Origin of the sequence: Leclercia pneumoniae, from assembly GCF_017348915.1 — a bacterium.
GTDB lineage: Bacteria > Pseudomonadota > Gammaproteobacteria > Enterobacterales > Enterobacteriaceae > Enterobacter > Enterobacter pneumoniae.
In genome coordinates, this window is the sequence record NZ_CP071383.1 from 4,112,443 (window position 1) to 4,137,511 (window position 25,069).

Here is a 25,069-nt window from a genome sequence, read left to right on the forward strand (position 1 = left end):
CTTCGGCGTTGTAAGGTTAAGCCTCACGGTTCATTAGTATCGGTTAGCTCAACGTATCGCTACGCTTACACACCCGACCTATCAACGTCGTAGTCTTCAACGTTCCTTCAGGACTCTCAGGGAGTCAGGGAGAACTCATCTCGGGGCAAGTTTCGTGCTTAGATGCTTTCAGCACTTATCTCTTCCGCATTTAGCTACCGGGCAGTGCCATTGGCATGACAACCCGAACACCAGTGATGCGTCCACTCCGGTCCTCTCGTACTAGGAGCAGCCCCCCTCAATTCTCCAGCGCCCACGGCAGATAGGGACCGAACTGTCTCACGACGTTCTAAACCCAGCTCGCGTACCACTTTAAATGGCGAACAGCCATACCCTTGGGACCTACTTCAGCCCCAGGATGTGATGAGCCGACATCGAGGTGCCAAACACCGCCGTCGATATGAACTCTTGGGCGGTATCAGCCTGTTATCCCCGGAGTACCTTTTATCCGTTGAGCGATGGCCCTTCCATTCAGAACCACCGGATCACTATGACCTGCTTTCGCACCTGCTCGAGCCGTCACTCTCGCAGTCAAGCTAGCTTATGCCATTGCACTAACCTCCTGATGTCCGACCAGGATTAGCTAACCTTCGTGCTCCTCCGTTACTCTTTAGGAGGAGACCGCCCCAGTCAAACTACCCACCAGACACTGTCCGCAACCCGGATTACGGGTCTACGTTAGAACACCAGCCATTAAAGGGTGGTATTTCAAGGATGGCTCCACGCAGACTGGCGTCCACGCTTCAAAGCCTCCCACCTATCCTACACATCAAGGACCAGTGTTCAGTGTCAAGCTATAGTAAAGGTTCACGGGGTCTTTCCGTCTTGCCGCGGGTACACTGCATCTTCACAGCGAGTTCAATTTCACTGAGTCTCGGGTGGAGACAGCCTGGCCATCATTACGCCATTCGTGCAGGTCGGAACTTACCCGACAAGGAATTTCGCTACCTTAGGACCGTTATAGTTACGGCCGCCGTTTACCGGGGCTTCGATCAAGAGCTTCGCGTTGCCGCTAACCCCATCAATTAACCTTCCGGCACCGGGCAGGCGTCACACCGTATACGTCCACTTTCGTGTTTGCACAGTGCTGTGTTTTTAATAAACAGTTGCAGCCAGCTGGTATCTTCGACTGATTTCAGCTCCACCCGCAGGGGCTTCACCTACACATCAGCGTGCCTTCTCCCGAAGTTACGGCACCATTTTGCCTAGTTCCTTCACCCGAGTTCTCTCAAGCGCCTTGGTATTCTCTACCTGACCACCTGTGTCGGTTTGGGGTACGATTTCGTGTTACCTGATGCTTAGAGGCTTTTCCTGGAAGCAGGGCATTTGTTACTTCAGCACCGTAGTGCCTCGTCATCACACCTCAGCGTTAAAAAGGAACCGGATTTACCTGGAACCTCCGCCTACATGCTTAAACCGGGACAACCGTCGCCCGGCTAACATAGCCTTCTCCGTCCCCCCTTCGCAGTAACACCAAGTACAGGAATATTAACCTGTTTCCCATCGACTACGCCTTTCGGCCTCGCCTTAGGGGTCGACTCACCCTGCCCCGATTAACGTTGGACAGGAACCCTTGGTCTTCCGGCGAGCGGGCTTTTCACCCGCTTTATCGTTACTTATGTCAGCATTCGCACTTCTGATACCTCCAGCATGCCTCACAGCACACCTTCAACGGCTTACAGAACGCTCCCCTACCCAACAACACCTAAGTGTCGCTGCCGCAGCTTCGGTGCATGGTTTAGCCCCGTTACATCTTCCGCGCAGGCCGACTCGACCAGTGAGCTATTACGCTTTCTTTAAATGATGGCTGCTTCTAAGCCAACATCCTGGCTGTCTGTGCCTTCCCACATCGTTTCCCACTTAACCATGACTTTGGGACCTTAGCTGGCGGTCTGGGTTGTTTCCCTCTTCACGACGGACGTTAGCACCCGCCGTGTGTCTCCCGTGATAACATTCTTCGGTATTCGTAGTTTGCATCGGGTTGGTAAGCCGGGATGGCCCCCTAGCCGAAACAGTGCTCTACCCCCGAAGATGAGTTCACGAGGCGCTACCTAAATAGCTTTCGGGGAGAACCAGCTATCTCCCGGTTTGATTGGCCTTTCACCCCCAGCCACAGGTCATCCGCTAATTTTTCAACATTAGTCGGTTCGGTCCTCCAGTTAGTGTTACCCAACCTTCAACCTGCCCATGGCTAGATCACCGGGTTTCGGGTCTATACCCTGCAACTTAACGCCCAGTTAAGACTCGGTTTCCCTTCGGCTCCCCTATACGGTTAACCTTGCTACAGAATATAAGTCGCTGACCCATTATACAAAAGGTACGCAGTCACACCACTAGGGTGCTCCCACTGCTTGTACGTACACGGTTTCAGGTTCTTTTTCACTCCCCTCGCCGGGGTTCTTTTCGCCTTTCCCTCACGGTACTGGTTCACTATCGGTCAGTCAGGAGTATTTAGCCTTGGAGGATGGTCCCCCCATATTCAGACAGGATACCACGTGTCCCGCCCTACTCTTCGAGTTCACAGCAAGTGTGTTTTCGTGTACGGGACTTTCACCCTGTACCGTGCGACTTTCCAGACGCTTCCACTAACACACAAGCTGATTCAGACTCTGGGCTGCTCCCCGTTCGCTCGCCGCTACTGGGGGAATCTCGGTTGATTTCTTTTCCTCGGGGTACTTAGATGTTTCAGTTCCCCCGGTTCGCCTCGTTAACCTATGTATTCAGTTAACGATAGTGCAACGAGTTGCACTGGGTTTCCCCATTCGGACATCGCCGGGTCAAAGGTTCATATCACCTCGCCGGCGCTTTTCGCAGATTAGCACGTCCTTCATCGCCTCTGACTGCCAGGGCATCCACCGTGTACGCTTAGTCGCTTAACCTCACAACCCGAAGATGTTTCACTTCTGATTGCGAAAATTTGAGAGACTCGAACACACATAACATGTGTGTCGTTTCAATTTTCAGCTTGATCCAGATTTTTAAAGAGCAAAACTTCGCAGCGCACCTTTTCAGGTACACTCTGAAGTTTTCTTGTTATCGCAGTAAAAGGATGGTGGAGCTATGCGGGATCGAACCGCAGACCTCCTGCGTGCAAGGCAGGCGCTCTCCCAGCTGAGCTATAACCCCATCGTAATACTTATCTCTGTTACCCTAATTCGTTTCCGGGCAAGGCATGGTGATGCGAAGCATACTTCAGTATGTGAGCATCGCCATAACGCAGCACGGAGGCGAATTTGGTAGGCCTGAGTGGACTTGAACCACCGACCTCACCCTTATCAGGGGTGCGCTCTAACCACCTGAGCTACAAGCCTGCAGAGATTTTTTACTGCTAATTTTCATCAGACAATCTGTGTGAGCACTACAAAGGCAGGTTCTTTAAGGTAAGGAGGTGATCCAACCGCAGGTTCCCCTACGGTTACCTTGTTACGACTTCACCCCAGTCATGAATCACAAAGTGGTAAGCGCCCTCCCGAAGGTTAAGCTACCTACTTCTTTTGCAACCCACTCCCATGGTGTGACGGGCGGTGTGTACAAGGCCCGGGAACGTATTCACCGTAGCATTCTGATCTACGATTACTAGCGATTCCGACTTCATGGAGTCGAGTTGCAGACTCCAATCCGGACTACGACGCACTTTATGAGGTCCGCTTGCTCTCGCGAGGTCGCTTCTCTTTGTATGCGCCATTGTAGCACGTGTGTAGCCCTACTCGTAAGGGCCATGATGACTTGACGTCATCCCCACCTTCCTCCAGTTTATCACTGGCAGTCTCCTTTGAGTTCCCGGCCGGACCGCTGGCAACAAAGGATAAGGGTTGCGCTCGTTGCGGGACTTAACCCAACATTTCACAACACGAGCTGACGACAGCCATGCAGCACCTGTCTCACGGTTCCCGAAGGCACCAAAGCATCTCTGCTAAGTTCCGTGGATGTCAAGAGTAGGTAAGGTTCTTCGCGTTGCATCGAATTAAACCACATGCTCCACCGCTTGTGCGGGCCCCCGTCAATTCATTTGAGTTTTAACCTTGCGGCCGTACTCCCCAGGCGGTCGACTTAACGCGTTAGCTCCGGAAGCCACTCCTCAAGGGAACAGCCTCCAAGTCGACATCGTTTACGGCGTGGACTACCAGGGTATCTAATCCTGTTTGCTCCCCACGCTTTCGCACCTGAGCGTCAGTCTTTGTCCAGGGGGCCGCCTTCGCCACCGGTATTCCTCCAGATCTCTACGCATTTCACCGCTACACCTGGAATTCTACCCCCCTCTACAAGACTCTAGCCTGCCAGTTTCGAATGCAGTTCCCAGGTTGAGCCCGGGGATTTCACATCCGACTTGACAGACCGCCTGCGTGCGCTTTACGCCCAGTAATTCCGATTAACGCTTGCACCCTCCGTATTACCGCGGCTGCTGGCACGGAGTTAGCCGGTGCTTCTTCTGCGAGTAACGTCAATCACCAAGGTTATTAACCTTAATGCCTTCCTCCTCGCTGAAAGTACTTTACAACCCGAAGGCCTTCTTCATACACGCGGCATGGCTGCATCAGGCTTGCGCCCATTGTGCAATATTCCCCACTGCTGCCTCCCGTAGGAGTCTGGACCGTGTCTCAGTTCCAGTGTGGCTGGTCATCCTCTCAGACCAGCTAGGGATCGTCGCCTAGGTGAGCCATTACCCCACCTACTAGCTAATCCCATCTGGGCACATCTGATGGCAAGAGGCCCGAAGGTCCCCCTCTTTGGTCTTGCGACGTTATGCGGTATTAGCTACCGTTTCCAGTAGTTATCCCCCTCCATCAGGCAGTTTCCCAGACATTACTCACCCGTCCGCCGCTCGTCACCCAGGAGCAAGCTCCCTGTGTTACCGCCCGACTTGCATGTGTTAGGCCTGCCGCCAGCGTTCAATCTGAGCCATGATCAAACTCTTCAATTTAAGTTTGATGCTCGTGAATTAAACTTCGTAATGAATTACGTGTTCACTCAGAGACTTGGTATTCATTTATTGTCCGAAGACATTAAGAATCCATGTCACTTTGAGTGCCCACACAGATTGTCTGATAAATTGTTAAAGAGCAGTGCCGCTTCGTTTTTCGCTGCGGCGCGGGGTGTGCATATTACGCTTTCCCGCTTCAGAGTCAAGCAATTATTTTGCTTTTCTCCGGGATTCTTCAACCGCCTCAGCGGGAGAACCCTTCTGACCCGGCGGCTTGCTTGCCGTTGTTCCGTGTCAGTGGAGGCGCATTATAGGGAGTTCTTCGGCGGTGACAAGCAGAAAATACAAAAAACTTTTCGTTCGCTCATTTTTCATTCTTAACGCTTATTTTAACCACTAATTGCCGTTTAATTGGGCAATTTCGCGGGCAAAACCGGTCACTTGCTGCCAGTCGGTATACACCACCTCTTTACGCGTATCCGTTTCACCGCCGGTCATCTTCATAATAAGACGAATCATAAAACGGTCGTACCAGCGATAGCGCGGGTAACGCAAGGCCCCGGCAAAGACAGCACACAGCTGCGGCTGCCAGGGAGAGTTCAGCAGGAACTTACGTGTATAGCTATTCGTTTGTGGAGTACGCTTCTCAGGCTTGCGAGCCACAAGATTCACGGAATAGAACGCACCAGGCATACTGCTTAACGTCGCCGCGTGCTTTTTCACAAAGCGATCGAGTGCCGGGTGGAAGTGCCCGTAGCGGATAGACGCTCCGATAACCACGCGGTCATACGCCTGCCAGGTAATCTCCTGGGTTCGGTTGAGATTCATCACGTCAGCATCCACGCCCTGCTCTTGTAATTCTGAAGCCAGATAATGCGCAATCTCGCGCGTCTGACCATCACGGGTAGAGAAAAGAATTAACGTTTTCAAAAAATGGCTCCCTTACTCGCGCCAGAAAGTTGGGGTAAATAGCACCAACAGCGTAAAGACTTCAAGACGACCAAACAACATGTTGGCAATCAGGATCCACTTCGCCACCGGATTCATGCTGGCAAAGTTATCTGCCACGACGCCGAGTCCTGGTCCCAGGTTGTTCAGCGTTGCCACCACTGAGGCAAACGCCGAGAAGTCATCCACGCCGGTGGCGATAATGGCCAGCATGCTGACAATAAAGACCAGCGCATAGGCAGAGAAGAAGCCCCACACCGCTTCGAGGATACGCTCTGGCAGCGCGCGGTTACCGAGCTTGATGCTGTAAACCGCGTTCGGGTGGACCAGGCGCTTCAGTTCACGGTTCCCCTGCTTGAACAGCAAAAGAATGCGGATCACTTTCAGGCCACCGCCCGTTGAGCCGGCGCAGCCACCGATAAAGGCAGAACAGAGCAGCAGCACCGGCAAGAATAGCGGCCAGCGTGCAATGCTGTCGGTGGTGAACCCGGCCGTGGTCGCCATCGACACCACCTGGAAGAATGCCTGGTTAAGCGTCGTTAGCGCCGAGTTATAAACGTTGTGCAGCCACAATACCGAGGTGCAGATCGCCACCAGCGTCAGTTGCACGCCAATAAACATGCGAAATTCCGGGTCACGCCAGTAGACCTTCAGACTGCGTCCGCTCAGTAAAGAGAAGTGCAGGCCATAGTTACAGCCGGAGATCAGCAGGAAGATAGCGATAATCGTGTTGATAGTCGGGCTATCGAAATAGCCGACGCTGGCGTCATGTGTAGAGAAGCCACCAATGGCGATAGTCGCAAAGCTGTGGCCAATGGCATCAAACGCGGGCATGCCGGCAAACCACAAGGCCAGCGCGCAGGCAACAGTCAGTAAAACGTAGATAAGCCACAAGGTTTTTGCCGTTTCGGCAATACGCGGGCGCATCTTGTTATCTTTCAGCGGACCGGGCATCTCCGCCCGGTAAAGCTGCATCCCCCCCACGCCCAGAATAGGCAGTATTGCTACCGCTAACACGATGATTCCCATCCCGCCGAACCATTGCAGCATCTGGCGATAGAAGAGGATGGCATGGGGTAACGAGTCCAGCCCTACCAGCGTGGTGGCACCGGTGGTGGTCAACCCGGAGAATGATTCAAAGAACGCATCGGTAATGGTGAGGTTCGGCTGTTCAGAAAAGATAAAGGGCAGCGCACCTACGCTACCCAGCACGGTCCAGAACAGCACCACTATCAGGAACCCTTCACGGGATTTCAGTTCACCTTTTTCACGACGGTTCGGCCACCAGAGAACGGAGCCAATCACCAGCGCGGCAAAAAAGGTCTGGGTAAAGGCGCGGCCTGCACCATCCCGGTAGATAAGCGCCACCAGTCCGGGCAGGATCATCGTCCCGGAAAAGAGTATGACCAGCAATCCAACGATTCGGGTTATGGCGCGAAAATGCATTTCTGCCGCTTCCTTAGGTATTCAATAAGTAAGGTGGGGATTATTCTTCAATCGGCAGTAATTGCAACGAACCACGACTAAAATCAGCCAGCTTTGCTGAAAATGTCGCCAGTTCCGCCTGAGGAAGCGCTACACGCAACTGTACTGTCGCCTGGTATTCACTCTGCACTATGATGCCCTGAGAGAGCCTCAGCAGCGATTCGATGCCGGATAGCTGGGCGTAATCACACAATAAAGTATATTCGGTCAGCGGCGTTTTGCGGGTCGTTGCGAGTTGATTCAGCGCTTGCTGCACGCCACCCCCGTAGGCTTTAACCAGACCACCGGTACCTAAAAGCACGCCGCCGTAGTAACGCACCACGACGGCGGTGATTTCGCCGATGCCGCTGCCCATCAACTGCGAGAGCATCGGTTTGCCGGCTGTCCCTGCCGGTTCACCATCATCAGAGAACCCCAACTGCTGCGAGTCGTCTGGCGGCCCCGCAACCCATGCCACACAGTGGTGACGCGCGTCGGGATGCTCAGCTCTGACCGACTCAACAAAGGCTTTTGCCGCCTCTACGCCATTGGTATGGGCCAACAGCGTAATGAAACGGCTTTTTTTGATCTCTTCTACGAAGGTGACCGGCGACGCCGGTATCAGCCAGCTCTCCATCACGCCAGCTTCAGATCTCGCGTCATGTTTTCGGTACCGTTTTCGTGGATCACCACGTTATCTTCGATACGAATACCGCCAAACGGCTTCAGCGCTTCGATTTTCTGCCAGTTGAAATGCTTGCTGAACTGCCCTTCACGCCATGGCGCCAGCAGCGAATCAATAAAGTAGATACCCGGCTCGATGGTTAGCACCATGCGCGGCTGCATAATTCGGGTGCAGCGCAGGTAAGGATATTTCGATGGCGCAGCCAGATGGGTACCGGTGTCATCCTGCATAAAGCCAGCAACATCATGGACCTGCAGACCCAGCGGGTGGCCGATGCCGTGCGGCATAAATGGCCCGGTGAGGTCGTTTTCAACCATCGCCTCTTCGCTGATGTCATTCACAATCTGATGTTTACGCAGCAACTTCGCAATGCGTTGATGGAACTGGATGTGAATGTCCACGTAATTAACGCCCGCTTTCATCGTGCCGATCAACGCCAGTTGCTCATCGTTAACGTCTTTAATCAGCTGCGCAAAGTCGGTATCACCGTTCGCGGCCCACGTACGGGTAAGATCCGCGGCGTAACCGTTATATTCTGCTCCGGCATCCAGCAGGAAGCTGCGGATTTCAGACGGCGCGCGGTGATCCAGTTTGGTGTAGTGCAGCACAGAGGCATGTTCGTTAAGCGCCACGATGTTGCTGTAAGGCACATCGATATCACGGTGGCCAGTAGCCGTAAGGTAAGCCAGGTTGATATCAAACTCGCTCATACCGGAAAGGAAGGCTTCGTGCGCCGCGCGATGGCCATTAACCGCTGTTTTCTGCGCTTCACGCATGCAGGCCAGCTCATAGTCAGTTTTATATGAGCGGTAATAATGCAGGTAATCCAGCACCCCTTTCGGGTTGATCTTGTCTGCTGCGATATCCAGTCCCAGCGCGCGTTCAGCCACCGGGCCGATATAAGCAATATTGCCACGTCCTGCAGGTAACTGGCTGCCAATGCCGTCCGCTTTCGGCAGCGCGATCACCTCGACCTCTTCAGTCCAGAAGGAGGTGGGCAGCGGCTCTACGTTGTGCCAGTAATCAACCGGCAGGTAGAACCACAGTTTCGGTTTGTTGACGCCATCAACCAATAGCCAGCAATTTGGAACCTGAGTTACCGGCACCCAGGCTTTAAACTGCGGGTTAACCTTGAACGGGTAAGCGTGGTCGTCGAGAAAGACATTTATCAGCTCGCCAGAGTGGATGAGCAGTGCATCCAGCTTAAAACGAGCCAGTACGTCGCGGGTACGTTCCTGTAGGGTTTCGATATGATTTTTATACAGCGTGGCCAGTGAATCCATCATTCATCCTTTCGTTTTTTTGACCCATGTTCTCGCATCTTAGCACACCTCTGGATGGCGGGGTGATCTCCGCTGAGCGTGATCGAACCTACAATTATTTAATGACTAATTTGCATTTTATTAACACAAATCCCACACTCCGCTTCATCTGGTATGACCAGATCCCCTTGGTGGATTCAGGAGACCGACATGCTCTACAAAGGCGATACCCTGTACGTAGACTGGCTGGATGATGGCATTGCCGAACTGGTGTTCGACGCCCCCGGCTCAGTGAATAAGCTCGATACCGCAACGGTAGCCAGTCTGGGCCGCGCGCTGGACGTGCTGGAAAAACAAACCGATTTAAAAGGTCTGCTGCTGCGTTCTGAAAAGGCCGCGTTTATTGTCGGCGCAGATATCACCGAATTTCTCTCCCTGTTTCAGGTGCCGCAAGAGCAGCTGAGTCAGTGGCTGCATTTTGCCAACAGCGTCTTTAACCGTCTGGAAGATCTGCCTGTCCCCACGATTTCGGCCATCAATGGCTATGCACTGGGCGGCGGCTGCGAATGCGTGCTGGCAACCGATTATCGCCTGGCGACACCCGACCTGCGCATTGGCCTGCCGGAAACCAAGCTGGGGATCATGCCGGGCTTTGGCGGTTCGGTACGTTTACCGCGTCTGCTGGGTGCCGATAGCGCCCTGGAAATTATCGCCGCCGGTAAAGACGTCAGTGCCGATCAGGCGCAGAAAATTGGCCTGGTTGACGGCGTGGTAAAACCCGAAAAACTGCGCGAGGGGGCGATTAGCATCCTGTGTCAGGCCATCAAGGGCGACCTTGACTGGCGAGCCAAACGCCAGCCGAAACTGGAGCCGTTAAAACTCAGCAAAATCGAAGCCACCATGAGCTTCACTATCGCCAAAGGGATGGTGATGCAGACGGCGGGCAAGCACTACCCGGCTCCTATTACCGCCGTGAAAACCATCGAGTCCGCTGCACGCCTGGGCCGTGAAGAGGCCCTGAAGCTGGAAAACCAGAGCTTTGTGCCGCTGGCGCATACCCATGAAGCCCGTGCGCTGGTCGGGATTTTCCTCAACGATCAGTTCGTTAAAGGCAAGGCTAAACAGCTGACCAAACACGTTGAGACGCCAAAACAGGCGGCGGTACTCGGCGCAGGCATTATGGGCGGTGGCATCGCTTATCAGTCCGCCTGGAAAGGCGTACCGGTAGTAATGAAAGACATTAATGATAAATCCCTGACGCTGGGGATGACCGAAGCCGCCAAGCTGCTGAATAAACAGCTCGAGCGCGGCAAAATCGACGGGCTAAAACTCTCCGGCGTAATTTCAACCATCCATCCCACGCTGGAATATAGCGGCTTCGACCGTGTAGACGTGGTCGTTGAAGCGGTCGTCGAAAACCCGAAAGTCAAAAAAGCGGTGCTGGCCGAAACCGAAGAGAAAGTTCGCCCGGATACCGTGCTGGCCTCCAATACCTCGACGATCCCCATTAGTGAACTGGCCAGCGTGCTGAAGCGCCCGGAGAATTTCTGTGGGATGCACTTCTTTAACCCGGTGCACCGTATGCCGCTGGTCGAAGTGATTCGCGGGGAGAAGACCTCTGACGAGACCATCGCCAAAGTGGTGGCCTGGGCCAGCAAAATGGGCAAAACCCCGATCGTAGTGAATGACTGCCCTGGCTTCTTTGTTAACCGCGTTCTGTTCCCTTACTTTGCCGGTTTTAGTCAGCTGCTGCGCGACGGTGCGGATTTCCGCAAGGTCGATAAAGTCATGGAAAAACAGTTTGGCTGGCCTATGGGCCCGGCTTACCTGCTAGACGTGGTGGGCATCGATACCGCACATCATGCGCAGGCCGTGATGGCAGCGGGCTTCCCGCAACGTATGCAGAAAGATTACCGCGACGCGATTGACGCGCTGTTTGATGCCAATCGCTTTGGTCAGAAAAACGGCCTGGGCTTCTGGCGCTATAAAGAAGACAGCAAGGGCAAACCGAAGAAAGAAGAAGATGCCGCTGTAGATAGCCTGCTGGCTGATGTTAGCCAGCCGAAGCGTGATTTTAGCGACGAAGAGATTATCGCGCGAATGATGATCCCGATGGTCAACGAAGTGGTGCGCTGCCTCGAAGAGGGCATCATCGCCAGCCCGGCAGAGGCAGATATGGCGCTGGTCTATGGCCTGGGCTTCCCTCCCTTCCACGGCGGGGCATTCCGCTGGCTGGATACCATTGGTAGCGCGAAATATCTCGATATGGCGCAGCAGTATCAGCACCTCGGTGCGCTGTATGAGGTGCCGGAAGGTCTACGCACCAAAGCACGCCATAACGAACCCTACTATCCCCCGGTTGAGCCTGCCCGTCCGGTTGGCGAACTGAAAACGGCTTAAGGAGTCACAATGGAACAGGTTGTCATTGTCGATGCAGTCCGTACCCCGATGGGCCGTTCGAAAGGCGGTGCATTTCGTAACGTGCGCGCGGAAGATCTCTCCGCGCATCTGATGCGTAGCCTGCTGGCGCGCAACCCGGCGCTGGAAGCCGCCTCCCTCGACGATATCTACTGGGGCTGTGTGCAGCAGACGCTGGAGCAGGGTTTTAATATTGCGCGTAACGCCGCCCTGCTGGCCGAAATTCCCCACTCCGTACCGGCGGTAACCGTAAACCGCCTGTGTGGCTCGTCAATGCAGGCCCTGCATGACGCGGCACGCATGATTATGACTGGCGATGCCCAGGCGTGCATGATTGGCGGCGTAGAACACATGGGCCACGTGCCGATGAGCCACGGTGTTGATTTTCACCCCGGCATGAGTCGTAACGTGGCAAAAGCGGCGGGCATGATGGGCCTGACGGCTGAAATGCTGGCGCGCCTTCATGGCATTAGTCGGGAAATGCAGGATACCTTCGCCGCACGCTCCCACGCCCGCGCCTGGGCTGCGACGCAATCCGGCGCATTCAAGAACGAGATTGTGCCGACATGCGGTCACGATGCCGACGGCGTGCTGAAACAGTTTTTCCACGATGAAGTGATCCGCCCGGAAACCACCGTTGAGGCACTTTCCACGCTGCGTCCGGCGTTTGACCCGGTGACAGGTACCGTGACGGCTGGCACGTCCTCTGCCCTCTCTGACGGCGCTGCCGCCATGCTGGTGATGAGCGAAAGCCGCGCCCGCGAACTGGGCCTGAAACCCCGCGCGCGTATCCGCTCAATGGCGGTGGTAGGTTGCGACCCGTCAATTATGGGTTACGGCCCGGTACCGGCCTCAAAACTGGCGTTGAAAAAAGCCGGGTTGTCGGCCAGCGATATTGACCTGTTTGAGATGAACGAAGCCTTCGCCGCCCAGATCCTGCCGTGCATTAAAGATCTGGGGTTGATGGAGCAGATTGACGAGAAGATCAACCTCAATGGCGGCGCGATCGCGCTCGGTCACCCGCTGGGTTGTTCCGGCGCCCGTATCAGCACCACGCTGTTGAACCTGATGGAACGCAAAGATGCACAGTTTGGTCTGGCTACCATGTGTATCGGCTTAGGTCAGGGGATCGCAACTGTGTTTGAGAGGGTGTAATCAGAAGATAACTCCCCTGGTTCATTCGCGCTGCATCACGGCGGCAACGGAGCGAATCCCCGGTCATCTCGTTAACGCTATGACCGGGGTAAGCGAAGATAGCCAACAAAAAGGCAGCGTGAATGATGAGGGGGCAAGGTTTAGTTGCCGTTTTCCCGCCTGTCAGGGGCGGGTTTTTTTATTTAGATAAACGCAAAGGCATCGCCGAACAGGCGATCTTCACGCGCACCGCGCTCATTACAGAACAGGTCACGGGCAATCTTCGCCATCTCGAAACGGCCAGCAATATAGATATCATGCTCCGCAAGCGTGGTGTAATCCTGCAGCACGGCGGTCAGTACGGTGCCGTTACGACCCCGCCAGCCCTCTTCCGGCTGCTCGACTACGGGCTCAACGCGAAGGCCTGGATGATTAACGCTTAACGCTTCCAGCTCGGAGAGATCGTACAGATGTTTTTCTTCGCGGCCGCCCCAGTAGATGGTGATGTCGCGGTCAGGGTTACGCGCTAACGCCGTCAGCAGAATAGAGCGCACGTAAGAGAAACCAGTGCCGCCGGCAATCAGAATCAGCGGACGCTCTTCGTCATCACGCAGCCAGGCTTCACCGTGAGGAATATCAATCTCAATCTCGCTCTCTTTCAGAATGCGATCCATGACGGCCATCGCATACAGATTGAGCTCAGACGCGCCGATGTGCAGCTCGATAAACTCCTGCTCAGCTGGCGTCGAGGCCATTGAGAAGGGGCGCTTATCCCGCTCATCCATCACGACCATCAAATACTGGCCAGCGCGGAACGAGAAAGGCGCTTCTGGTACTAAACGGACGCGATATACAGTGTCGGTTATCGCGTCTACCGAGTTCACTTTACAGCTTAAGATTGTCATTCGCTCTCTCTGTCGGGAAGTCTATAGGGCTTAACGGTCGGATTCGTGGGAACCGTTATTCATTATGGCCAGTTCATCCCAGATCGCGTCGATTCGCGCAGTCACCTCAGGATCCTTTTTAATCGGTCGACCCCATTCACGCTGGGTTTCGCCGGGCCATTTATTTGTGGCATCCAGTCCCATTTTTGAGCCAAGGCCGGAAACCGGCGAGGCAAAGTCCAGGTAATCAATTGGCGTGTTTTCCACTAACACGGTATCGCGCGCCGGATCCATACGGGTCGTAATGGCCCAGATCACGTCATTCCAGTCGCGGGCGTTGACGTCATCATCGCAGACGATCACAAACTTGGTATACATAAACTGGCGCAGGAAAGACCATACGCCCATCATCACCCGTTTAGCGTGACCCGCATACTGCTTCTTAATGGTTACTACGGCCAGGCGATACGAGCAGCCTTCAGGCGGTAGATAAAAATCGACAATTTCCGGGAACTGCTTTTGCAGGATCGGCACAAAGACTTCGTTTAATGCCACTCCCAGTACCGCCGGTTCATCCGGTGGGCGGCCGGTATAGGTCGAGTGATAAATCGCATCTTCACGCTGGGTAATGTGCGTAACGGTAAATACCGGGAAATGATCGATTTCGTTGTAATAACCCGTATGGTCCCCGTAGGGCCCTTCAGGGGCCATCTCCCCCGGCTCGATGTAACCTTCCAGCACAATTTCAGCGCTGGCGGGGACTTCGAGATCGTTGGAAATACACTTTACCACTTCGGTTTTGGTACCGCGCAACAGGCCCGCAAACGCATATTCAGATAACGTATCAGGAACTGGCGTCACCGCACCGAGAATGGTAGCTGGATCCGCACCCAGCGCCACCGAGACCGGGAATCGTTCACCCGGATGGGCCTCGCACCACTCCTGGAAATCCAGCGCGCCGCCGCGATGCGACAGCCAGCGCATAATGAGTTTATTTTTACCGATTAACTGCTGGCGATAAATCCCCAGATTCTGGCGTTCTTTATGCGGGCCGCGAGAAACCGTCAGACCCCAGGTGATCAGCGGAGCGGCATCTTCTGGCCAGCACTGCATGATAGGAATACGCGTCAGGTCAACCGCATCGCCTTCGAGGACTTTCTGCTGGCAGGGGGCGCCACGCAGCCGTTTGGTTGGCATGTTTAATACTTGCTTAAACTGCGGCAGCTTGTCGAAAAGGTCGCGAAAACCTTTCGGCGGCTCTGGCTCTTTTAAGAAGGCCAGCAATTTACCCACTTCACGCAACGCGCTGACATCCTCTTGCCCCATGCCCATCGCCACGCGCTTTGGCGTCCCAAAAAGGTTACACAGCACAGGCATGTCATAGCCTTTCGGGTTTTCGAACAATAGCGCCGGGCCACCAGCACGCAGGGTGCGGTCGGCAATTTCTGTCATTTCCAGATACGGATCAACAGGAAGCGTAATACGTTTGAGTTCGCCCTGCTTTTCCAGCAGCGCCAGGAAGTCGCGTAGATCGTTGTATTTCATGCAGTTAATCTTGGCCTCTCGGTAAGCGCTTCATTATACGGCGTAAGACCGCGTGATGCTGTATTTTTGTTAAATTAGCGTGAAGTTTCACCTTCAGCAGCCAACCCGACCATTATAATCAACTTAGCGATCCCGCCAGGGTTTTGATATGCTTGCGCCCGGAATTAAGGGAAAGAGTGATTATGCAGGCCTGGTATTTACTGTATTGCAAGCGCGGCCAGCTTCAGCGCGCGCAGGAACATCTTGAACGTCAGTCAGTCAACTGTCTGACGCCTGTGATCACGCTTGAAAAGATGCAGCGCGGCAAACGCACGATGGTGAGCGAACCGCTGTTTCCTAACTATCTGTTTGTTGAGTTTGATCCGGAAGTGATTCACACCACCACCATTAACGCCACGCGTGGCGTGAGCCACTTTGTGCGTTTTGGTGCGCGCCCCGCGGTGGTCCCCGCTTCCGTGATTCATCAGCTCTCGGTGTATAAACCAGAAGGCATCACTGACCCCGAGACCCCGTATTCGGGCGATAGCGTGGTGATCACCGAAGGTGCCTTCGAAGGGCTGGTTGCCATCTTCTCAGAGCCTGACGGCGAAGCGCGTTCGATGTTGCTGCTCAACTTGCTGAATAAACAAGTATTGCAGAGCGTGAAAAACACCGCATTCCGTAAAGTTTAAAACCGCAGGTTAAACAGACGGCGAACGTTTTCATCCGTTTGCGCCGCCAGCCAGGCGGCATCCTCGCCTCGCCAGTGCGCGATCCGCTCAACAATATGCCCCAGCCAGGCCGGTTCATTACGCCGTGAGGCCGGCTTAGGCGTCATGTCGCGCGGCAGCAGGTACGGGGCATCTGTTTCGACCAGCAAACGCTCCGCCGGGATCATCGGCAATAACTCCCGTAGCGCAAGACCACGCCGCTCATCGCACACCCAGCCCGTAATACCCAGGTAGAGCCCTCTGTCCAGACACTCAGCGGCTTCCTGACGCGACCCGGTAAAACAGTGCAGCACCGCACCCGGGAGTTTATCCAGCCAGGGGGTCAGCAATTCGAGGAAACGCGCATGCGCATCACGGCAGTGCATAAAGACCGGCATGCCCAGCTCAGCCGCCAGCGCCAGCTGTGCCGTAAACGCATGCTCTTGTTCGGCAGGGGTAGAGAAATTACGGTTAAAATCGAGACCACATTCGCCGATCGCGACTACCTGCTCCGCACGCGCCAGGGTACGCAGAGTTTCAACGCTCTGCGGCGTCCAGCTGCTGCTGTCGTGTGGGTGTACCCCAGCGGTTGACCAGCAGTGCGGGTAGCGGGACGCCAGCTGTTGTGCCTGCTCACTTTCGTGCAGATTAGTGCCCGTCAGAAGTAGGCCACTTACCCCGGCGGAAAAGGCGCGCGCCACCACCTCGTCGCGATCTTTCGCAAATTGTGAACTGGTCAGATTCAGACCGATATCGAACATACTCGCTCCCATATGACAACCGCCCTGGCGGGCGGTTGGTTTTACTCTTCGGTGGTTTTTGCGTTTTCCTCGTCTTCCATTCGCTGTCGGCCTTTGCCAACGTAGAAGCGAGAGAAGAAGACGCCGACCTCAAACAGGCAATACATCGGTATCGCCAGCAGCGTCTGCGAGAACACGTCCGGCGGGGTCAGCAGCATGCCAACCACAAATGCGCCTACCAGAATGTACGGGCGCTTCTTACGCAGATCGTCCGGCGTTGTGACCCCCATCCAGCAAAGCAGCACGATAGCCACCGGCACCTCAAAGGCCACGCCGAACGCCATAAAGAGCGCCATCACAAAACTGAGATAGCTGGCGATGTCGGTTGAGACCTGAACCCCTTCCGGCGCGGTATGCGTTAAGAACCCAAACGCCAGCGGGAAGACCACAAAGTACGCGAAGGCCATGCCGATATAAAACAGCAGCGAGCTGGAGACCAGCAGCGGGATCACCAGGCGGCGTTCGTGCTTATAAAGCGCGGGCGCCACGAAGGCCCAGACCTGGTACAAAATCACTGGCGCCGAGGCAATCAGCGACACCCAGAAAGTGAGTTTAATCGGCGTAAAGAAGGGCGAGGCCACGTCGGTGGCAATCATCGTCGCCCCCAGCGGCATCTGCTTAATCAGCGGCGAGGAGACCACCTGATAGATGTCGTTGGCGAAATAGACCAGTCCTAAGAAAATAAGGCAAACCGCGATGATGCAGTTCAGCAGGCGTTTACGCAGTTCGATCAGGTGCGTAATCAGCGGTTGAGTTTCATCTACGGCCATGTTTAAGGTTTATCACTCGACGAGGGGGTGAGGGTTCAGCGACGACATCTGCAGCCCGGGAGGTAGAAGCCGCCGTCTGCTCAGCTTTTTTGCTGGCCGGCTCAACCGGCGTCTGCACGGGCGCGCTGGCCTGATGCTCCGCGCTGGCAGGCGTGACGCCTTCATGCTGCGCTTCGTTATCTTTCACCACCGGGTTATGAATGGTGTTGGCTTCGTCGCTCGCTTTTTCCGGATCGTTGACGCTATAAGAGCGTTTCATGGACTCTGCCGCTTCACGCAGTTCATCCATTGAGGCTTTCAGTTCCGGCGTCAGGTTCTGCATGCTCGCCTTCTCAACCTTTTTCAGGCTGTCCTGAAACTCCTGCAGCTTTAGCTCTTGCGCCAGTTCGTTCTGTACCGTGGTTGCCAGCGAGCGCAGGGCGCGCACCCAGCCAGCCACAGTTTTCACTGCCACCGGTAAACGCTGTGGCCCCAGCACAATGAGGCCAATCACGAAGACCAGTATCAGTTCACCAAAACCAATATCGAACACGAATTACACCTGCTCATTATCGTGGCGTTTAATCTCTTCCTTTTTAGCATCGGCCTGCTTTTCAGCGAGGGTTTTAGCAGGGAATTCAGCGTCCTGGCTGTTTTTATCCTGCTTGTCTTCGTCATCACTGATGGCTTTTTTAAAGCCTTTAATCGATGCACCCAGATCGGAACCGATAGAACCGAGTTTTTTCGTACCAAACAGCAGCACAACGATGACGGCAATAATCAACAATTGCCAGATACTGATACCACCCATACATCTTCCTCAGTTGAAATTCATTAACGATTACTCGCGCAGTATACGTGATGCCGCTCAGCAAATCAGCGGGTTTTGCGCCAACCTACCAGCCAGACCACCAGTCCTGCGGCCATCAGCCAGGCGGGTGCCATCTCCCAGTCAGGGCGATTGATCAGCAGTAGCGTGCCGCTTAAAAGCAGCGTTGCACCGATACCGAACAGATAGCGCGACTGGCCCTGGCGAACGTGATTTGTTTGAAGCTCGCGGGCGATTTTATCCACGCTGTGTTGCAAGTTCTTGCTCTGACGCAAAGTGTCGTACACCAGTTCCGGAATTTCGGGCATTTTTTCGATCCAGAACGGGGCTTTCTCTTTTAACGACCGCGTCAGCGCAGGCAAACCAACCTGATCTTTAATCCAGGATTCAAGGAACGGTTTTGCCGTCTTCCACAAGTCTAACTGAGGATAGAGCTGGCGACCTACGCCCTCAACGTAAAGTAATGTTTTTTGCAGTAAAACTAACTGCGGCTGCACTTCCATGTTGAAGCGTCGCGCGGTGTTAAACAGATTCAGTAAGACATGCCCGAACGAAATATCTGCTAGCGGCTTCTCGAAGATAGGCTCGCAGACGGTTCGGATAGCGAATTCAAACTCTTCAACGTTGGTATCCGGTGGAACCCAGCCGGAATCGACGTGCAGTTCGGCCACTTTGCGATAATCGCGATTGAAGAAGGCGATAAAGTTCTCTGCCAGGTATCGTTTGTCTTCTTTGTTCAGTGAGCCGACGATGCCGCAGTCGATACCGATGTATTGAGGATCTTCCGGGTGTTCGTAGCTGACGAAAATATTGCCCGGGTGCATATCGGCGTGGAAGAAGCTGTCGCGGAACACCTGGGTAAAGAAGACCTGCACGCCACGTTCAGCCAGCAGTTTCATATTGGTGCCCTGCGCTTCCAGGGTAGCAACATCCGATACCGGAATACCGTAGATACGCTCCATCACCATCATGTTCTGGCTGCAATAGTCTGAATAGACTTCCGGCACGTATAGCATCGGGCTATTTTCAAAATTGCGGCGCAGCTGAATGGCGTTCGCGGACTCGCGCAGCAGATTCAGTTCATCAATCAGCGTTTTTTCATACTCGCGTACCACTTCCAGCGGTCGCAAACGGCGGCCATCGGGCAGCAGTCGCGGCACCCAGCGGGCCAGGCGGTAAATCAGTTTCATGTCCGCTTTGATCACCGGCAGGATATCCGGGCGGATAACCTTAATGACCACTTCTTTGCCGTTCGACTTGAGACGCGCAGTATGAACCTGGGCAATGGAAGCCGAGGCCAGCGGCTGGATATCGAAGTCGTCGAACCAGCTTTCAACCGGCATGTCGCCCATCGCTTTTTCAATCTGCTGCTTTGCCAGCTTGCCGTCAAAGGGCGCTACTTTGTCCTGCAGCAACGCTAACTGATCGGCAATCTGCGGCGGGAAAAGGTCGCGGCGGGTTGACAGCATCTGACCGAACTTGATCCACACCGGGCCAAGCTCCTGTAATGCCAGGCGCAGACGTTCGCCAAGCTGGCGATCTTTATGCCGATTTGGCATCCAGAAGAGGAAACGACGTCCAAAGCGCAGCGGCAGTGTAAGTCGGATACGAGGGATTAACTCATCCAGCCCATAACTCAAAAAGGTGCGGATGATAAAGTAGAGGCGCCGCATTTCACCAGGCGTCATTTGCCCTCCAGTTTTTCAATCCGTTTAGCTAGTGCATCTATCGTGCGATCCACCGCAGCCGTCTCTTCAGCGAACCACGCCATTTCAAGCGGGCCAGGGGCCATACGCCACTCTTCGGTGAGAACGTCGGCAACATAACGCTGCTGGCGTTTTACACCTTTGCTCAGAAAAGAGAGTCCGCCGCGCAAAACGTTGCTGATCCCCTCTGCGGCGATATCGCCGGTATAAGGTGCCAGCAACTCTGCCGGATCGAACTCAGCCAGATCGGCTAAAGAGACAAAGTTTTGTACTACCTGGAGATCGCCTTCAACTTCCAGCTCACCGCTACGGATGAGTGCCGTAAGCTGTTGACGATCGCGCAATTTAGGCAGTACGCGCATATGGGTAATGACAGAGCAGTCGGCCTCGCCTTCCCATTCCCCCAGCACATCAAGCTGACGTTCGCTGAAGACCAGTACCAACGGCGTTGAGAACTCTTTTACGACTACGCGCAACACTTTACCGTTCAGGCGCTGACGCGCCGTCTTCAGCGCAGGTGAGCGATAGAGAAACGTATTAAGCACATTTTCAACGCCAGCGGAGATCAAGGGTTTAAAAGGCATAGGCCACCTCCACTCAGAACTTATAGCCGCGGTGCAGAGCAACCACGCCCGCCGTCATGTTGAAGTAATCAACATTGTCAAAACCTGCGTCCTGCATCATCGCCTTCAGGGTATCCTGATTAGGGTGCATACGAATGGACTCTGCCAGGTAGCGATAGCTGTCGGCATCGTTCGCCACCATCTCGCCAATGCGTGGCAGGATGTGGAAGGAGTAGGCGTCGTACGCTTTACTCAGTGGTTCGATAATAGGTTTAGAGAACTCAAGCACCAACAGACGGCCGCCCGGCTTCAGCACCCGATACATTGAGCGCAGCGCTTTCTCTTTGTCGGTCACGTTACGCAGACCAAACGAGATGGTAATACAGTCAAAGGTATTGTCAGGGAACGGGAGTGCTTCGGCGTTGGCCTGAACATATTCAACGTTGCCCACCACGCCGATGTTGCGCAGCTTTTCGCGGCCCATTTTCAACATCGAGTCGTTGATATCTGCCAGCACCACGCGGCCCGTTTCGCCTACAAGACGCGAGAACTTTGCCGTCAGATCGCCAGTGCCCCCAGCCAAATCCAGCACGGTCTGGCCGCGACGCACACCGCTACAATCAATAGTGAATCGCTTCCACAGACGATGAATACCAAATGACATCAGGTCATTCATCACATCGTACTTTGCCGCTACGGAATGAAATACATGGGCTACCATGTCAGCTTTTTGCGCTTTGGCTACAGTCTGAAAGCCAAAGTGCGTCGTATCTTGTGAATCTTCAACCATCTCAGGGCCTGCTAATCAGTCAAATGTTCGAGAAGTGTAACAGATTGGGCGCATTTGCCCTATGATTCAACCACCCTGAGAATAACGTTCCAGGGGGTGTTGTGTGACGTGAGGGTCAGTTAATTCATTGTCTTTATTGGCTGAAACTTGCGCGTCGCTCGCCTCACGCAGGCGATACTCTTCGTCCTGCGATGTTGCATATTCTGCTAAATCCGGATTTATCTCGCGCTTTACCTCTACGCCAAGGCTACGGAATGACTCTGCCTGCGCAAGGAGGTTACCCCGCCCGGAGGTAAGTTTTTTCATGGCCTGACGATAGTTATCCTGGGCGCGATCCAGACTCTGCCCGACAGAGGACATATCATCCACGAACAGGCGCATCTTGTCGTACAGCTTGCTGGCGCGATCGGCGATCTGCTGAGCATTGCGGCTTTGGTGTTCATAACGCCACAAATTGGCGATGGTGCGCAGCGCCACCAGCAGCGTGGTGGGGCTCACCAGCATGATGTTATTTTTTAATGCTTCGGTGATCAGTTCCGGCTGCCTGTCGAGCGCCAGCAAGAAGGCCGGCTCGACGGGGATAAACATCAGGACGTAATCCAGCGACCGCAGGCCAGGCAACTGCTGGTAATCTTTGCGACCCAGCAGGCGAATATGGTTTCGCACCGAGGCGATATGCTCCTGGAGCGCCGACTCGCGAGTGTACTCATCTTCGGCGTTGAAGTAGCGCTCATAGGCCACCAGCGTCATTTTCGCATCAATAACCACGTCTTTGCCCTGCGGCAAACGCACGATAACGTCGGGCTGCATACGCGCGCGGGTGTCGGTTTCGATACTGACCTGGGTTTCATACTCATGCCCCTCTCGCAGGCCCGATGCCTCCAGCACGCGAGTTAACACCACTTCGCCCCAGTTACCCTGGGTTTTATTATCGCCTTTCAGCGCCCGGGTCAGGTTTACGGCCTCCTGAGCCATCTGGGCATTAAGCTGCTGAAGATTACGAATTTCATGCGCCAGCGTGTGCCGCTCGCGAGACTCCTGGCCAAAGCTCTCTTGCACCTGGCGGCGAAAGCCATCCAGCTGTTCACGCAGGGGGGCAAGCAGGCCGTTCAGACTCTGACGGTTTTGCTCATCGGCACGGCGATTGCTCTGTTCGAAGATGCGGTTGGCCAGGTTTTCGAACTGCTCGCTAAGGCGCTGCTCGCTGTTCATCATCTGGCGGATTTTGTCTTCTGCATGCAGTTGGGTCGATTCCAGGCGGGTGGTCACTTCGCGGAGATCGGCCTCCAGCGAGGTGTTGATGTCGCGTAAATTACGCAGTTCGTTATTAAGCAACTCACACTCATCACGCCAGTGTGCGCTTTGGGCAACCTGCTGTTTCACTGCGCTTAATTCAGCAACGATCTCTTCACGTTCCGCCAGCTGATCGGCTTTTTGTTGGGCGTGTTGATAACTGGCAAGCAGCCAGCCTATCGCTACGCTCACCAGTGCTACTACGGCATAAAAAATGACTGAGATATCCACATCGCCCCCTGCATCAAGGTATTACCGGCACAAAATAGAATTGTGCTGTATAAACGTCCACCCTGGAAAGGCTTTTCTGCGAGGGATTACGCAAAGAAAAAGGCCGAACAGGTCGGCCTTTGTCGAAGGGAAACGGCGTTAGATCAGGCGACGCGCTGCTTCAACCACGATTTTCACCGCATGGCTCTCGGTCTGTTTCATGGTTTCGGCGTTCGGGATCTCTTGCTGGGTGCGGTTTACGATAACGCCCGCCACCATACCGGCACGCAGACCCTGGCTTGCGCACATGGTCAGCAGCGTTGCCGACTCCATTTCGTAGTTCATTACGCCCATGGACTGCCACTCTTCCATCGACCCTTTGAAGCGGTTCACCACACGGCCGGAGAAGGTATCGTAACGCTCCTGGCCTGGGTAGAAGGTATCGGAAGAGGCGGTTACGCCCACGTGCGTGGTTGCGCCCACAGATTTCGCCGCTTCAACCAGCGCAGTGGTGCACTCGAAATCAGCCACTGCCGGGAATTCCATCGGGGCAAAGTGCAGACTTGCTCCGTCCAGACGCACGGATGCGGTGGTCACCAGGACGTCACCCACGTTGATATGCGGCTGAATAGCGCCGGTGGTGCCAATACGCAGGAAGGTACGAATCCCCAGCTGCGCCAGCTCTTCAACAGCAATTGACGTAGAAGGGCCGCCGATACCGGTAGAGCAGACAATAACCGCTTTGCCGTCCAGCTCTGCACGCCAGGTGGTAAATTCGCGATGCGATGCCAGCTTAACCGGCTTATCCATCAGCGCGGCGATCTTTTCCACACGCTCCGGATCGCCAGGGACGATAGCAAGCGTAGCCCCTTGTAAATCGTTTTTGGTGAGGCCGAGATGAAAAACATCAGACTTGGACATAAGTGACTCCTCTGTGGGTCGGATTGTCAGCAGAAGTAAAAAGGTACTCTACAGAAGCAGAAGGACGATTTACGTGACGCACCTCACCTTGAGTGAAAATGATTGCATACCATTTCCATAAAATAGTGATCAACATCACATTTACAAGTTATATCAGCCCTTGCAGCACAAAAGATAGCCGCTTTCGGGCACTGTGGAATAATGACCTGCAGTCTATATTTATATGCACCAATTGGTACGGAGAATGCCATGACTGAAAAATCTGCTTTTGCCCCTGCCGCTGGCCCGCAGGCCGCAACGGTTGTCTCCACCCCGGAACAGGCGATTACCGCCGGTGAGACATCTATCCCGACGCAGGGCGAGAATATGCCTGCCTATCATGCCCGCCCAAAAGATGCCGAAGGCGCCCTGCCGATCGTGATTGTGGTACAGGAAATCTTTGGCGTGCATGAACATATCCGCGATATCTGCCGCCGTCTGGCGCTGGAGGGCTACCTGGCCGTGGCCCCTGAGCTCTATTTCCGTCAGGGCGATCCCAATGAGTACAGCGACATCCCTACCCTGTTCAGCAACCTGGTGACAAAAGTGCCGGATGCGCAGGTCCTGGCCGACCTCGATCACGTGGCAAACTGGGCAGCCCGCAACGGCGGCGATCCGCATCGCCTGCTGATGACCGGTTTCTGCTGGGGCGGTCGCATTAGCTGGCTCTATGCTGCCCATAACCCGCAGCTGAAGGCGGCGGTGGCATGGTACGGCAAGCTGGTCGGTGAAAAGACCCTTAACTCACCCAAACATCCGGTTGATATCGCCACCGATCTCAATGCCCCCGTGCTGGGGCTGTATGGCGCGGAAGATACGGGCATTCCCCAGGATACCGTCGAGACCATGCGCCAGGCGCTGCGCGCGGCCAACGCGAAGGCGGAGATCGTGGTATATCCTGAGGCGGGCCATGCGTTTAATGCCGATTACCGCCCGAGCTATCATGAAGAGTCAGCCAAAGATGGCTGGCAGAGAATGCTGGGCTGGTTCCGCCAGTACGGGGCGAAAAAAAGTTAAGCGGCTCACAATTCGCACCCTCCATTCTGCCGGGTGTTTGACTTTTAAACACAATCTGGACGATATAAACAGCACAGGCGTGTAACTACGATCCGTAGGCAAGACCTGAAGCCCATCTCCCTTTCGGGGGAGATGGGCTTCAGGTCTTTTTTTTTGCTCTGGA

The 25,069-nt window shown here is 54.6% G+C and carries 19 protein-coding genes, 2 tRNA genes and 2 rRNA genes; 4 read left to right on the plus strand and 19 right to left on the minus strand.

The window, feature by feature from the left end:
- Window positions 1–12 precede the first annotated feature (12 nt).
- The 8 genes from JZ655_RS19985 to pepQ all read right to left on the minus strand — a co-directional run bounded on the left by JZ655_RS19985 (window position 13) and on the right by pepQ (window position 9,340).
- Window positions 13–2,918 (minus strand): 23S ribosomal RNA (locus JZ655_RS19985).
- Between the two features lie 171 nt (window positions 2,919–3,089).
- Window positions 3,090–3,165: transfer RNA gene (locus tag JZ655_RS19990), tRNA-Ala, on the minus strand.
- A 108-nt stretch (window positions 3,166–3,273) separates the two neighbouring features.
- Window positions 3,274–3,350: transfer RNA gene (locus tag JZ655_RS19995), tRNA-Ile, on the minus strand.
- A 70-nt stretch (window positions 3,351–3,420) separates the two neighbouring features.
- Window positions 3,421–4,960, minus strand: a 16S ribosomal RNA gene (locus tag JZ655_RS20000).
- Together the 16S and 23S rRNA genes with 2 tRNA genes alongside form the textbook arrangement of a ribosomal RNA operon.
- A gap of 396 nt (window positions 4,961–5,356) precedes the next feature.
- Entirely contained in the window at window positions 5,357–5,890 is a 534-nt protein-coding gene (gene hemG / locus JZ655_RS20005; RefSeq protein ID WP_207292584.1) for a menaquinone-dependent protoporphyrinogen IX dehydrogenase, read from the minus strand.
- Window positions 5,891–5,902: 12 nt separating this feature from the next.
- On the minus strand, window positions 5,903–7,354 hold the full coding sequence (gene trkH / locus JZ655_RS20010) for a Trk system potassium transporter TrkH (protein ID WP_046886556.1): 1,452 nt from the start codon (window positions 7,352–7,354) through the stop codon (window positions 5,903–5,905).
- Between the two features lie 40 nt (window positions 7,355–7,394).
- Window positions 7,395–8,009, minus strand: a complete 615-nt coding sequence (locus JZ655_RS20015; RefSeq protein WP_207293889.1) for an IMPACT family protein — start codon at window positions 8,007–8,009, stop codon at window positions 7,395–7,397.
- Window positions 8,009–9,340 carry a Xaa-Pro dipeptidase gene (gene pepQ, locus JZ655_RS20020; RefSeq protein WP_046886554.1) on the minus strand — a complete coding sequence of 444 codons (1,332 nt, stop codon included), beginning with the start codon at window positions 9,338–9,340 and terminating at the stop codon, window positions 8,009–8,011. Before pepQ ends, JZ655_RS20015 begins: the two co-directional genes overlap by 1 nt.
- Before the next feature lie 189 nt (window positions 9,341–9,529).
- Between pepQ and fadB the strand changes: the two genes are divergently transcribed.
- Together fadB and fadA are read left to right on the plus strand one after the other, a co-directional pair.
- Window positions 9,530–11,719, plus strand: a complete 2,190-nt coding sequence (fadB, locus tag JZ655_RS20025) for a fatty acid oxidation complex subunit alpha FadB (protein WP_207292585.1) — start codon at window positions 9,530–9,532, stop codon at window positions 11,717–11,719.
- 9 nt (window positions 11,720–11,728) lie between these two features.
- The gene (gene fadA / locus JZ655_RS20030) at window positions 11,729–12,892 is read left to right on the plus strand and encodes an acetyl-CoA C-acyltransferase FadA (RefSeq protein ID WP_207292586.1); all 1,164 of its coding nucleotides are present in this window, start codon (window positions 11,729–11,731) and stop codon (window positions 12,890–12,892) included.
- Between the two features lie 182 nt (window positions 12,893–13,074).
- On the opposite strand, the gene fre is transcribed toward fadA, so the two are convergent.
- Complete coding sequence (gene fre / locus JZ655_RS20035) at window positions 13,075–13,776, minus strand: NAD(P)H-flavin reductase (protein ID WP_046886552.1); 702 nt, start codon at window positions 13,774–13,776, stop codon at window positions 13,075–13,077.
- Window positions 13,777–13,806: 30 nt separating this feature from the next.
- Window positions 13,807–15,309 carry a 4-hydroxy-3-polyprenylbenzoate decarboxylase gene (gene ubiD / locus JZ655_RS20040; protein WP_154298922.1) on the minus strand — a complete coding sequence of 501 codons (1,503 nt, stop codon included), beginning with the start codon at window positions 15,307–15,309 and terminating at the stop codon, window positions 13,807–13,809.
- A gap of 173 nt (window positions 15,310–15,482) precedes the next feature.
- Here ubiD and rfaH point away from each other — a divergent pair, with 173 nt between their 5' ends.
- Window positions 15,483–15,971 (plus strand): transcription/translation regulatory transformer protein RfaH, encoded by a 489-nt coding sequence (gene rfaH, locus JZ655_RS20045; protein WP_046886551.1) that lies wholly within the window; start codon window positions 15,483–15,485, stop codon window positions 15,969–15,971.
- On the opposite strand, the gene tatD is transcribed toward rfaH, so the two are convergent.
- The 9 genes from tatD to udp all read right to left on the minus strand — a co-directional run bounded on the left by tatD (window position 15,968) and on the right by udp (window position 23,850).
- Window positions 15,968–16,750 carry a 3'-5' ssDNA/RNA exonuclease TatD gene (tatD, locus tag JZ655_RS20050; RefSeq protein WP_207292587.1) on the minus strand — a complete coding sequence of 261 codons (783 nt, stop codon included), beginning with the start codon at window positions 16,748–16,750 and terminating at the stop codon, window positions 15,968–15,970. The genes rfaH and tatD overlap by 4 nt on opposite strands.
- Before the next feature lie 41 nt (window positions 16,751–16,791).
- Window positions 16,792–17,559, minus strand: a complete 768-nt coding sequence (tatC, locus tag JZ655_RS20055) for a Sec-independent protein translocase subunit TatC (RefSeq protein WP_046886549.1) — start codon at window positions 17,557–17,559, stop codon at window positions 16,792–16,794.
- Entirely contained in the window at window positions 17,546–18,091 is a 546-nt protein-coding gene (tatB, locus tag JZ655_RS20060) for a Sec-independent protein translocase protein TatB (protein ID WP_207292588.1), read from the minus strand. The genes tatC and tatB overlap by 14 nt, the downstream gene beginning before the upstream one ends.
- A 3-nt stretch (window positions 18,092–18,094) precedes the next feature.
- The gene (tatA, locus tag JZ655_RS20065; protein WP_046886547.1) at window positions 18,095–18,349 is read right to left on the minus strand and encodes a Sec-independent protein translocase subunit TatA; all 255 of its coding nucleotides are present in this window, start codon (window positions 18,347–18,349) and stop codon (window positions 18,095–18,097) included.
- Between the two features lie 65 nt (window positions 18,350–18,414).
- A complete protein-coding gene (gene ubiB / locus JZ655_RS20070; protein WP_207292589.1) occupies window positions 18,415–20,055 on the minus strand; it encodes a ubiquinone biosynthesis regulatory protein kinase UbiB in 1,641 nt (546 codons plus the stop codon).
- A complete protein-coding gene (gene ubiJ, locus JZ655_RS20075) occupies window positions 20,052–20,657 on the minus strand; it encodes a ubiquinone biosynthesis protein UbiJ (protein ID WP_046886545.1) in 606 nt (201 codons plus the stop codon). The genes ubiB and ubiJ overlap by 4 nt, the downstream gene beginning before the upstream one ends.
- A 13-nt stretch (window positions 20,658–20,670) precedes the next feature.
- The gene (gene ubiE, locus JZ655_RS20080) at window positions 20,671–21,426 is read right to left on the minus strand and encodes a bifunctional demethylmenaquinone methyltransferase/2-methoxy-6-polyprenyl-1,4-benzoquinol methylase UbiE (protein WP_032615102.1); all 756 of its coding nucleotides are present in this window, start codon (window positions 21,424–21,426) and stop codon (window positions 20,671–20,673) included.
- Between the two features lie 66 nt (window positions 21,427–21,492).
- The gene (rmuC, locus tag JZ655_RS20085) at window positions 21,493–22,950 is read right to left on the minus strand and encodes a DNA recombination protein RmuC (protein WP_046886544.1); all 1,458 of its coding nucleotides are present in this window, start codon (window positions 22,948–22,950) and stop codon (window positions 21,493–21,495) included.
- Between the two features lie 138 nt (window positions 22,951–23,088).
- Window positions 23,089–23,850 (minus strand): uridine phosphorylase, encoded by a 762-nt coding sequence (udp, locus tag JZ655_RS20090; RefSeq protein ID WP_040078135.1) that lies wholly within the window; start codon window positions 23,848–23,850, stop codon window positions 23,089–23,091.
- Window positions 23,851–24,099: 249 nt separating this feature from the next.
- Here udp and JZ655_RS20095 point away from each other — a divergent pair, with 249 nt between their 5' ends.
- On the plus strand, window positions 24,100–24,906 hold the full coding sequence (locus tag JZ655_RS20095) for a dienelactone hydrolase family protein (RefSeq protein WP_207292590.1): 807 nt from the start codon (window positions 24,100–24,102) through the stop codon (window positions 24,904–24,906).
- Window positions 24,907–25,069 lie beyond the last annotated feature (163 nt).

Coding starts and splice junctions, on each gene's coding strand:
- rfaH (WP_046886551.1), top strand. CDS start 15,483: ATGCAGGCCTGGTATTTACTGTATTGCAAGCGCGGCCAGCTTCAGCGC.
- udp (WP_040078135.1), bottom strand. CDS start 23,850: ATGTCCAAGTCTGATGTTTTTCATCTCGGCCTCACCAAAAACGATTTA.
- fadB (WP_207292585.1), top strand. CDS start 9,530: ATGCTCTACAAAGGCGATACCCTGTACGTAGACTGGCTGGATGATGGC.
- JZ655_RS20015 (WP_207293889.1), bottom strand. CDS start 8,009: ATGGAGAGCTGGCTGATACCGGCGTCGCCGGTCACCTTCGTAGAAGAG.
- ubiJ (WP_046886545.1), bottom strand. CDS start 20,657: ATGCCTTTTAAACCCTTGATCTCCGCTGGCGTTGAAAATGTGCTTAAT.
- trkH (WP_046886556.1), bottom strand. CDS start 7,354: ATGCATTTTCGCGCCATAACCCGAATCGTTGGATTGCTGGTCATACTC.
- fre (WP_046886552.1), bottom strand. CDS start 13,776: ATGACAATCTTAAGCTGTAAAGTGAACTCGGTAGACGCGATAACCGAC.
- tatC (WP_046886549.1), bottom strand. CDS start 17,559: ATGGCCGTAGATGAAACTCAACCGCTGATTACGCACCTGATCGAACTG.
- tatD (WP_207292587.1), bottom strand. CDS start 16,750: ATGTTCGATATCGGTCTGAATCTGACCAGTTCACAATTTGCGAAAGAT.
- ubiE (WP_032615102.1), bottom strand. CDS start 21,426: ATGGTTGAAGATTCACAAGATACGACGCACTTTGGCTTTCAGACTGTA.
- fadA (WP_207292586.1), top strand. CDS start 11,729: ATGGAACAGGTTGTCATTGTCGATGCAGTCCGTACCCCGATGGGCCGT.
- ubiB (WP_207292589.1), bottom strand. CDS start 20,055: ATGACGCCTGGTGAAATGCGGCGCCTCTACTTTATCATCCGCACCTTT.
- pepQ (WP_046886554.1), bottom strand. CDS start 9,340: ATGGATTCACTGGCCACGCTGTATAAAAATCATATCGAAACCCTACAG.
- JZ655_RS20095 (WP_207292590.1), top strand. CDS start 24,100: ATGACTGAAAAATCTGCTTTTGCCCCTGCCGCTGGCCCGCAGGCCGCA.
- tatA (WP_046886547.1), bottom strand. CDS start 18,349: ATGGGTGGTATCAGTATCTGGCAATTGTTGATTATTGCCGTCATCGTT.